We start from the raw sequence: 10285 nt of genomic DNA, 5'->3' as shown, positions 1-10285 counted from the left end.
CAGCAGGTTCGCGTAGTCCAACCCGAACGTCTCGGCCGCGTTCCTCACGCTGGACCTCCCACCTAGCAGGACCATCAAGACGAGTGCCAACCCGACCTTCCTGCTCCTCCCGTTCCTCCTCACTATGCCCAGGACCTGGTTGACCGCCTTGATCAGATCCTCCTTAGCCAGTTCGACCTGTCCCTTTCTGTTCGTCATCTACATCTTTTCAGCGGGACGACGTCGAAAATTAAAAACTTCTCGCTAATACCGAGTTCTTGGTATTACCTCCCTAAGATTCCCATAACTGCTGTAGTGATCTGTAGTTTATCCTCGGGATTACACCCAAAGAACCGCACACGTTCATGTATACTGATGAAAATTTGAGGAAAACGGGGTGATGGTGAATCCCTTCCAGGTGAAAACAGTTTAGATGTGTTCCGTGGGGGAGGTTAATCATAACATCACCTTACGGTAGATAAGAATATAAATGGAAATGTTAACGGAAATAACGAGAAGATTATGATAATAGTAAAGAATATAAGTAAACCAAGAATTACATATACCTCCCCTTCCAGGTTCATATTCTATCAGTTCTTAAATGAGGAAATGGGTGGGAGGCTATGAGAGAAGGAGAGGGAACAGCCGAGGCGAGGAAGGGCGGTTTCAGGAAGGAGATAGGATTCTGGTCAGTGGTCTTTTTAGCGGTAGGCGCCATATTGGGGCCGGCTGTGGCCTTCACGCCGGTCTCAGTTCTGGCTGACGGAGGGCCGGCTGGAATATTATCCTGGTTAATAGCGTTCTTTCTGATCCTCCCAGTGGCCTTCGTTTATGCGGAGTTGGGATCTACGTGGCCTAAGGCCGGTGGTGTCGGGTACTACGCCTATAAGGGGAACGGTCCCCTAGTGGGGGTATTGAACGGGTGGGGGGCCTACATAGGTTACACCTTGGCCTCAGCGTCCATAATCATAGCCCTGGTGGAGTACCTGAGTTACTTCTTCCCTTCTCTCTACTCTAACGGAAACCTCACTCCCTTAGGTATAGGGGTTGCGGCGGTGGGGATACTTCTGATCTACGTTATAAATATCATGAGGATCAAAAGGTTAGCAGAGATCAACAACGGCCTAACCGTGTTGACCCTCCTGCTATTGGCAATCATGATAGTGGGCTTAGGACTTCACTTCAACCCCTCTTACCTGAACGATCCTAAGTTCGGAGGATTTATGCCGTTGGGTATCACGGGAGTTTTCCTGGCGACCTCCGCCACCATATATGGTTACGGAGGGTTCAGGCAACCGGTCGATTACGCTGAGGAGCTCAAGGATCCTGGAAAGTCCCTGCCCAGGGCCATATTAATGACCCTGATCATCGTCTTTGTCGTCTACGTCCTGGAGAGCTTAGTTTTCGCGGGAACTGTGGACTGGTCCTATCTGGGGATAACCCCCGGGAACTGGGCCGGGTTGAGTAATCTTGCCTATCCTTACGTCTCTGCCTCGGAGGCGTTAGGCCTTACACTTATAGCGGTAGTGGCCATGATCCTAGCCATAATAGCGTCGTTTAAGGATGGGGTCATCTACTTCGGTGGGGCGTCGAGGGTAGCCTACGCTCTCTCCAATTACGACTACGCGTTCCCGAGGTTCCTCAACAGGATGAGTAGCAAGGGCATACCCATAGCTGCCACTACCCTCTCTCTGATTATCTCGTTACTTTTCCTGGCGTTATTCCCATCCTTCTCCTCCATATTCAGCCTTGTCGTGGACGGCCTCTTGTTATCCTATGCTCCAGGGGCAGTGAGCCTGGCTGTGCTCAGGAAGATATCGCCTGACGTGAGGAGACCCTATAAGCTACCCGCCTTCACAGTCACCGCTCCCCTGGCCTTTGTGGTCTCTGCACTCATGATATTCTGGTCAGGCTGGCAGGAAACCTCTGTCCTAGTTACCACGGCCCTTATAGGTATGGTCTTCCTTGCCTTCTACCACAGATACAAGGGAGTCAGCAAGGATGAGATAAAGTACGGAATTTGGTTACCTCTCTACATGGTAGCTGTGCTGGCCATATCCTACAGCAGCAGCTCTTACTTCGGGGGACAGGGATATCTGCCGTTTCCGCTGGATAACATGGTGTTCATCCTGGTGACCCTAGGGTTCTACTTCTGGGGTTACAAGAGTGGAGTAGCGTTACTGAGGAAGAGGGGCGTGTACGACTGACGAACTGAGGTCGTCAAGTAACTGATTGAAATATTTAGAACCTTTTTCCTGGATATAAGCTATACGTTCGCGGAATCATAACCACCGCTTAAATATTGGAGGATGCAATCTCTTTCAATGAGACGCGTCATCGCCCTAGGTTTGATAGGAACGGCCATAGAGTGGTACGATTATTACCTCTTTATTTACGCCGCACTTCTGGCCTTTCCCTCAATCTTCTTTCCGTCCAAGGAATATCTCGTGTCTCTCCTAGCCTCAGTGTCTTCATATGCCGTGGCCTTCTTCGCCAGGCCTCTGGGTGCCACGGTGTTCGGACACTTAGGAGACAGGTTGGGCAGGAGGCACGCCCTGAGCTTCGACCTGATTATAGTGGGGTTAGCCATGATAGTGGTAGGTTTACTCCCAGGCTACTCTCAGTTGGGCTTACTGGCACCCATCCTGATATTCGCCTCTAGGTTCGTGCAGGGTCTGGGTGTAGGAGGGGAGTGGGGAGGGGTCTCAACTTGGGTGAGCGAGCATCTAGGAAAGAGGAGGGCTCTCATGACCAGTGTGATTCAGATAGCCTCACCCTTGGGATTTATAGGTGCAGCCACAGTGCTCCTGGCGTTCTCCTCAGATTTCTCCACTGTGGGATGGAGGGTGGGATTCCTAGTGGGAGGGGTTGCTGCGTTGTTGGGAGCTCTCCTGAGGTACCTAGCCACGGAGAGTATACCGTTCAACGTCATAAAGAGTAGGGGAGAAGTGGCGAGAATGCCCTCCCTTGAGGTCTTCCGCAACTCGTGGAGGGAGATAGTGCTCCTCATGTTGGCCGTGGGAGGGGTATTCATAGGGGTCTACATACCCGCCACCGTGATGCCCAGTCTCTTCCTTCCGCAGATCCAGAAAGCCTCTCATATACCATCTTTCATCAACGTCCTGGGAGCCCAGATTCCCTTTAGGTCTCTGTTGATATACATCTACTCATTAGGTGGCATAATCTCTATTCCCCTCTTCGCCATCCTGGCTGATAGGATAGGCAGGAGGACTTCCATAGTGTTGGGAAACGTACTCATAGCGGCGTTCTCCATACCTTACGTCTTTATGTTCGTTTCAGGAGCTGTGGGCGAGATGGTGTTGGCACAGTTCCTGATAGGTTTCGCAGCCTACGCTCCCTATGCATCCATGGCAGCTTTCTATCCTGAGGTGTTTCCTGTCAAGTTCAGGTACTCTGGGGCCAGCTACGGCCTACAATTAGCTGCTGCCTTAGAGGGAGGTTTCATGCCCATCCTGCTCATTGCCCTACTCGGTAACCCGTCGCGTTATCTGAGCGAGTCTTGGTTAGTGGCAGCATTTCTGAGTATGTGGGGTCTTCTGTCCCTGGTATCTGTGATACCCCTGAAGGAGACAAAGGACTTGGACATGGTGAAGGAGGTCAGTACATGACTTCCCTCCGGTTCAGTGTTTACCCGTGGCGTAACTCTCTCGAGTGACCGGCCTGACCTCTGGATCAAATCACACTGAAACCGATATGAACTAAGAATCCTTCTTCTGAACACCTGGGTCAACCTCACACGCTTTTATTCCCCCATGTCAATTATCATTCAATGATTCTAAAAGAGCTCATAATGAGGGATCCCGTGACCGTCGAGCCTGAGATATCCATAAGGGACGCAGCCAGGATAATGAAGAGGGAGGGAGTGGGTTCACTCCTAGTAGTGGAGGGAGGAGAGCCTAAAGGGCTGGTCACGGAGAGGGACATAGTCTACGCCATAGCCTCGGATGTGTCTCTCGACAGTGAAGTTGAGAACATAATGAGCACCAACCTGGTGACTGCCGAGTCAACTACTGAGGTGAGCGAGGCGGCCATGCTCATGGCAGGGAGGAAGATAAGGCACTTGGTCGTGACCGAAGGGGGAAAGGTGGTCGGCGTCATATCCCTGAGGGACGTGGCCAGGGTACTCGGGTTAATAACCTCAGACTTGAGCATATGGTGACTCTCACGCTTAAGTTTTAGCTTAATACTGTAACTCACGCGGTATCCCTTGAGAGAGGTGGCCTTGGGAGCTATTAAAGTCAGGTAATATTAGGGAAATACGTAAACTCTCTGGTCTCCCCAGACCTATCCCCTCATTCGTCTTCACTTCCATACCTGCTCTGGAACTACTTGACTTTTAAGTAATTTGAGCTATTTTGAACACATGAAGGCTGCAGTAGTTCCGGGGAAAGGTCAGGGGCTCAAGGTACAGGAGGTCCCTGACCCAAAGCCTGGGAAGGGAGAGGTATTGATTAAGGTGACCAGAGCGGCCCTGTGCTACAGGGACTTACTTCAGCTCCAGGGTTACTACCCAAGGATGAAGTACCCTGTAGTGTTGGGACATGAAGTTGTGGGGGTCATACAGGAGGTGGGGGAGGGGGTCAACTTCTCTCCTGGGGAAAGGGTCATCTCCCTCCTCTACGCACCGGACGGCACGTGTAAGTATTGCAGGATGGGGGAGGAGGCATACTGCCGCTCAAGACAAGGTTACTCGGAAGAACTGGACGGATTCTTCGCCGAGTATGCTGTGGTAAAGGCCCAGAGCCTAGTCAAGGTATCCTCGGGCGCCAGTGACGAAGGGGCAGTCATGGTTCCCTGCGTCACAGGAATGGTGTACAGAGGCCTGAGGAGGGCCAACCTCAGGGAGGGGGAGACCGTGCTGGTCACCGGTGCCAGCGGGGGAGTGGGTATACATGCCCTTCAGGTCGCTAGGGCCATGGGGGCGAGGGTCATAGGTGTGACGAGTTCCGAAGAGAAGGCTGAGGCAGTGAAGAGGTACGCCGACAGGGTCATAGTGGGTACCAAGTTCTCAGAGGAAGCCAAGAGGGAGGAGATAAACGTGGTCGTCGACACTGTGGGTACTCCCACCTTCGAGGAAAGTCTGAGGAGCCTATGGTTGGGGGGTAGGGTGGTTCAGATAGGAAACGTTGATCCCTCTCAGCTCACCCAGTTGAGGTTAGGTTACATGATATTGAAGGACTTAGTGCTCATAGGTCACGCCTCCTCCACCAAGAAGGACGCAGAGGGTGCCCTGAGGCTCACCGCTGAAGGTAAGATAACTCCAGTTGTAGCGGGGACTGTCACTCTCGAAGATATAGAGAGGGGATATGAACTACTTAAGGACAAGAGGAAGATAGGAAAGGTGTTGGTTAAGCCTTGATCTTGGAGAAATTCCCAGAGTCTTACTACCAGCAGTTATGGGACTTTAACGTAACTTAAAGATTTTCATCAGCCCAGGTGGTCAGCCTAAACGGCGCCCGAGAGCCTGAGGAACACCTCCACGCTCCCCAGGTTAAGCTCCCCTACCAGCTCCCTGACGACTCTGGCCCTCCCGTTGATCAGGACCATGAGGATCAGGCCAATTAACCTTCCTGCTCCTCCCCTTCCCCCTGACCACGCCCAGCCTGTTGATCTCCCTGACTGCCTCTCCCTAGCCAACTCGATCTGTCCCTTTCCGCACCTTTTCAGCGGGACGACGTCGAAAAACTTCTCGCTAATACCGGCTTTTTCGTATTACCTCCCTAAGATTCCAATAATTGCTGTCTAAAAAGCTTTCATGACCTCCCATCAAGGGATTTTCCAATAAATCCTATCTGAGTAGAGTTATACTCAAACTCACTTACCAGTTACCGGTTGACCGCGGAGTCGAGTTACAGCCACTTCGCCCGTAATTGACATAGAGTACTAGTAGGATCTCGGCAATCCCAACACGGCCGTGGCGATGTAAGAGAGGGCCAGGTTCTGGGAGACCGGTGCGACCTTGTAGAGCCTGGTCTCTCTGAGTTTCCTCTCTATCCCTAAGTCTGAAGCGTAGCCGTAACCCCCGTGGACGTCCATGGCCACGTTGGCGGCGTCCCACGCCAGTTCCGCTGAGAGGTACTTGAGAGCGTTAGCCATCTCTCCGGCCCTCCTCTCCTCCTCTCCTTCCACAGCCTCCACGGAGGCGTCCAGGAGCTCCTCCAGTGCCAGTAATCTGGCGTAGACCTCAGCCAGGGGGAACTGCACACCTTGATTGGCTCCTATCGGTCTGCCGAAGACGACTCTCCTCTTGGCGTAATCAACGGACTTCTCCAGGAACCACCTCACGTTCCCTAACAGTTCCGCTGCTATCATCACCCTCTCAGCGTTTAAGGTCTTGAGGAGACAGGGGAAACCCCTGTCCACCTCGCCTATCACCCTGTCCTCTGGTACCTCCACCTTGTCAAGTGCGAGCTCGTATGCGTCGGTGTTGGACATGGTCCTTATCTTCCTCATCTGTAAACCCCTCACGTTGGCGTCAACGAGGAACAGGGTCACTCCCTCGGTCTTCTTTCTCACCTCATCAACCCTCTTGGTCCTGGCCACCAACACGAAGTAGTCGGTATGGCTGATCCTCGAGATGAAGACCTTCCTCCCAGACACTACGAACCTGTCCCCCTGCCTCTCGGCTAAGGTACTTATCCTGGTGCTGTCTGATCCGGCCTCTGGTTCCGTAAGGGCCAGAGTCATGACCCTCTTTCCCTGCACTACTTCCGGGAAGAGCCAATCCCTCATCTCCTTCCCTGCGCATCTCACGAGCATGGCGGTAAGGTAGTAGTGGCCGTGCACGAAGTAGGAGTTTCCTCCCAACAGGTTTATCTCCCTTAGGATGAGGGAGGCCTCCCTGACTCCCTTCCCTCCCCCTCCCCACTCCTTGGGGATCAGTATGGCCCCTAGCCCCAATTTCATAAATTCCTTCACGAAGTCCTCAGGAAAGGACTGCGATTCATCCATCTTGTTCCAGTAGCTCTCACCGTATTTTCCCATGAGTTCCCTGACTACCCCTAGGAGGAGTTGACCCTCCTCGTCCAGCTTATTTAAGGCCCTCATCCATGACCACCCCTTCCTTAATCAGGGTCCCTATCTCCTCCTGTGTGTAGCCTAGCTCCTTGAGTACATCCACGGTGTGTTCACCTAACCTGGGGGAGGGTAACTCGACTCCCCTGGACACGTTGGAGGGGAACGACAGGTACTTGATCCCCCTGACTTCCCTCACCATACTCTTCCCGTAAATCTCGAGGGCCTCCCTCAACTTCCTCACGGGGGCACAGGGGACATCGTAGGCCTTCAGCAGAGATACCCAATAGTCCCTGTTGTTCCTCCTGAAGACTTCCTGGAGGTCCCCCACTATCTTGTCCCTGTTCCTCAGCCTCTCCTCCTGGGTCTTGTAGACCTTCAAGTCCTCCCTGCCCAGGGCTTCGCAAAGCCTGGTGTACTGTTCGTCATTGAACACGGATACGTAAACGTAGCCATCAGCCGCCTGGAAGGCCTGGTAAGGTACCAGGAACCTGTGCGACGACCCAGTCCTCCTTGGCTCTAGGCCCACGTTGAGCAAGGCGTAGGCGTCCTCCAGGATCAAGTAGAGTTGGGTGTGGATCATGGACACGTCGAGGAAGACCGGTCTCCTGCCGGTCAGTAGCGAGTGGAGAACGAGGACTGTGGCAGTTAATGCTGTGGTCACGTCGGAGATGGACGTGGCGAACTTGACCGGAGGCCTGTCGGGCTCTCCAGTTAAGTCCATGAGCCCGCTCTCGGCCAGGATCGTGGCGTCGTAGGCTGGCTCATCAGTGCCCCCGTAGCCCGTTATGGAACAGTACACGATGCGAGGGTTGACCTCAAGCACGCTGTCGTAATCGATGTGCAACTTCTTGAGTGCCCTGGGCCTGTAGTTGGTCAAGACCACGTCGGAGGTAGACGCTATTTTCCTAAACACCTCTAATCCCTCACTTCTCCTTAGATCTACGACAACGCTCCTCTTGTTCCTGTTGACGCTGGAGAAATAGACGCTGGCCCCCTCCTTGAATGGAGGGATCGCCCTTCGATCGTCGCCCTTTGGGGGTTCCACCTTGATCACGTCGTATCCCAGGTCACCCAGTATGGTACCAGCCAGGGGAGCGGATATGTTGCTCCCCAACTCCAAGACCCTGAACATGGGATTGAATTTGTCGTGATAATTTAATAAACTAACTTACAGCAGTTATGGGATTTCTCGTTAGGTGTCGCCTTGAAGTCAAGGCAAAATCTAATAACTGCTGTAACTTAGGGTGCGGCAACCCTGAACGAAGGATCGAGCATGTCGTAGATGAGTCTCCGGTCCTAAGGTCGGCTCAGGCCCTGTCACTACTCTCAGTTTACGCTAGTGAGACATCAGTATGAGTGAGTGTCCATAGTGTGGACAGCCCCAGGAACAGCAGTCATGAGACTTTACCGTTTTCCCTACACGTTGATTACACTCATTTTGCGTTTAATCGTGATCGAGTGCGGGAACTTAGCCCTCAATCACCTACCAAGACTTACGGTGAGCAGGTCACGGGTTCCTAGAACCTAACGGCATGGGCTCCCCAGTCGTCACTTCCTCCTGGGTAGAGCTCACATGGTGTGAGGGCTCGTGTTTTTAAAAAAGTAATAATCTAACATAAAACATTTTTAACATAAAAAAGGATTGGGCTCAAATGATCCCTAAAATCGGGGCGAAATCTAATAACTGCTGGAAAGTAAACAACTTAGCAGAAAAATCGACCAGATAGCTAGGATAAGGAAAAGAAGAAGGGAAATTCCCCACTTGCGTCCGTCTCATTGAACTGCGTCAGTAGCCTCGTTTATCTCCTCTAGCCTCTTACCAACGGTGTTGGGAGTCAGGGCCAGGACAACCAGCGTCATGGCGATAGCAGGGATCCACGGGATCACCCATCCTCCCACGTTTCCCAGGGCGTAGATTATGGGAAATATTACCAAGAGGCCTATTGCACCACCTAAATGCCCTACTCCATCTGCAATGGCGTAACCTGTGGCGCGAGCTGCGGTGGGAAAGTTGTCCGTACACATCTGGTAGTACAACTGATACCAACCCACACCTATGAGCTCGGCTAGGAAAGCCCCCACGAAGAACAGGGCCAGGGACTTAACGGCCCCTCCGTATCCCATTATCCCCGTCCCCAAGGTGTATACCACGACTGAGACGATCGTCATCTTCCTCCTGTCGTATCTATCTATGAAGGGTCTCAGCAAAATGGATCCCAGAAACGCACCGACCCCTGCCACGCCGAACAGGAACACCACCTGCGATAGCATGCTACCGCTGTAACCTAATACGTCCTTGGCCCACGTCTCTGGAATGACGAGGAACGGATAATCCATGAAGTATACGAAGAAGAGCAGAAAAAATAGTGCCAACAGCCTCTTTAGATATTTAGGTTTAACCAGTATCTTGAAGGGATTCTGCTTTGGTATCCTGTAGCTCCTCATGTCAGGCTCAGGTAGGCTCGCCAGTCCAGACCTCCTCAGGGATACCTCCTCCATTCTCCCTACCAGTCTCTCGGCATCGTCGAACTTGCTCTTGGAGACCAGGAACCTCACTGTCTCTGGCGCGTAGTACCTTATGGCAAGAGCGAGTACAGCTAAAATTCCACCCACTGCAAACACGATCCTCCACCCAATCACTGTGTTGGAGGTCACAATCAAAGCCGCAATGAAGGGGCCTATTCCTATTCCAGCCCATCCTCCAATGAAGGCTAAGTTGGTGTACCTCCCCCTCTTGCTGGCCGGGGCCGTCTCCGCCATGTAAGTCATTACCAGGACGAGATCCGCCCCAATGGCCATTCCTGTCAAAAACCTGAAGATGGCTAGCATGGGGTAATTCACGGAGAAGGCATCTCCGAAACTTCCTATGGCAGTGAGGAGAGCTGTGAACACCAGGGTAGGTCTCCTTCCTATGACGTCAGCCATGTAGGAGAATATGGGAGCTCCTACGACGTAGCCGAAGAGCCCCAGCGAGGCTATCAGTGAGGCCTGAGATGCAGACACGACAAAGGGAATGTAGGGAAGGGCGAACCCGACGTTTATGACGTCATAGAGTGTTATGAAGAAACTGAAGCCCAAGGCCCATATGATGGCGTAGGACAGACCCCAGGTGGGTAGTCTATCTACTCTGGCTAGATACCAATCGGGATTGGACTTGAGACTCTCTCCCATGATTTATCATGATAAATACGGTTACAAAGCTATAAACATTACTAGAAATTGATAATATAAATGTATACTATTTCTTATGAACATCCAAATACATTAA

8 protein-coding genes and 1 pseudogene are annotated in these 10285 nt (G+C 52.3%); 4 read left to right on the top strand and 5 right to left on the bottom strand.

What is annotated here, in order from left to right; all coding sequences use genetic code 11:
- A pseudogene (locus METMK1DRAFT_RS04260) lies at positions 1 to 198 on the bottom strand (ISNCY family transposase); the annotation flags it as partial.
- A 404-nt stretch (positions 199 to 602) separates the two neighbouring features.
- Here METMK1DRAFT_RS04260 and METMK1DRAFT_RS04255 point away from each other — a divergent pair.
- The 4 genes from METMK1DRAFT_RS04255 (at position 603) to METMK1DRAFT_RS04240 (ending at position 5359) form a co-directional block, all read left to right on the top strand.
- Complete coding sequence (locus METMK1DRAFT_RS04255; RefSeq protein WP_009071244.1) at positions 603 to 2186, top strand: APC family permease; 1584 nt, start codon at positions 603 to 605, stop codon at positions 2184 to 2186.
- Positions 2187 to 2303: 117 nt separating this feature from the next.
- Positions 2304 to 3608: an MFS transporter gene (locus METMK1DRAFT_RS04250; protein ID WP_009071243.1), complete on the top strand. Its 1305-nt coding sequence runs from the start codon at positions 2304 to 2306 to the stop codon at positions 3606 to 3608.
- Between the two features lie 161 nt (positions 3609 to 3769).
- Positions 3770 to 4159 (top strand): CBS domain-containing protein, encoded by a 390-nt coding sequence (locus METMK1DRAFT_RS04245; RefSeq protein ID WP_009071242.1) that lies wholly within the window; start codon positions 3770 to 3772, stop codon positions 4157 to 4159.
- A gap of 204 nt (positions 4160 to 4363) precedes the next feature.
- The gene (locus METMK1DRAFT_RS04240) at positions 4364 to 5359 is read left to right on the top strand and encodes an acryloyl-coenzyme A reductase (RefSeq protein ID WP_009071241.1); all 996 of its coding nucleotides are present in this window, start codon (positions 4364 to 4366) and stop codon (positions 5357 to 5359) included.
- A gap of 86 nt (positions 5360 to 5445) precedes the next feature.
- Here the strand turns inward: METMK1DRAFT_RS04240 and METMK1DRAFT_RS18895 are convergent, their stop codons facing one another.
- The 4 genes from METMK1DRAFT_RS18895 to METMK1DRAFT_RS04220 form a co-directional block, all read right to left on the bottom strand.
- Complete coding sequence (locus tag METMK1DRAFT_RS18895; RefSeq protein WP_009071240.1) at positions 5446 to 5637, bottom strand: hypothetical protein; 192 nt, start codon at positions 5635 to 5637, stop codon at positions 5446 to 5448.
- Positions 5638 to 5883: 246 nt separating this feature from the next.
- Positions 5884 to 7047, bottom strand: coding sequence for an acyl-CoA dehydrogenase family protein (locus METMK1DRAFT_RS04230; RefSeq protein WP_009071239.1), 1164 nt, complete (start codon positions 7045 to 7047; stop codon positions 5884 to 5886).
- Positions 7031 to 8149 (bottom strand): CaiB/BaiF CoA transferase family protein, encoded by a 1119-nt coding sequence (locus METMK1DRAFT_RS04225; protein ID WP_009071238.1) that lies wholly within the window; start codon positions 8147 to 8149, stop codon positions 7031 to 7033. The genes METMK1DRAFT_RS04230 and METMK1DRAFT_RS04225 overlap by 17 nt, the downstream gene beginning before the upstream one ends.
- Positions 8150 to 8790: 641 nt before the next feature.
- The gene (locus METMK1DRAFT_RS04220) at positions 8791 to 10188 is read right to left on the bottom strand and encodes an MFS transporter (RefSeq protein WP_009071237.1); all 1398 of its coding nucleotides are present in this window, start codon (positions 10186 to 10188) and stop codon (positions 8791 to 8793) included.
- Between the last annotated feature and the right edge of the window lie 97 nt (positions 10189 to 10285).

The organism is Metallosphaera yellowstonensis MK1 (genome assembly GCF_000243315.1).
GTDB classification, from domain to species: domain Archaea; phylum Thermoproteota; class Thermoprotei_A; order Sulfolobales; family Sulfolobaceae; genus Metallosphaera; species Metallosphaera yellowstonensis.
This window is presented reverse-complemented; position numbering and strand designations above follow the sequence as displayed.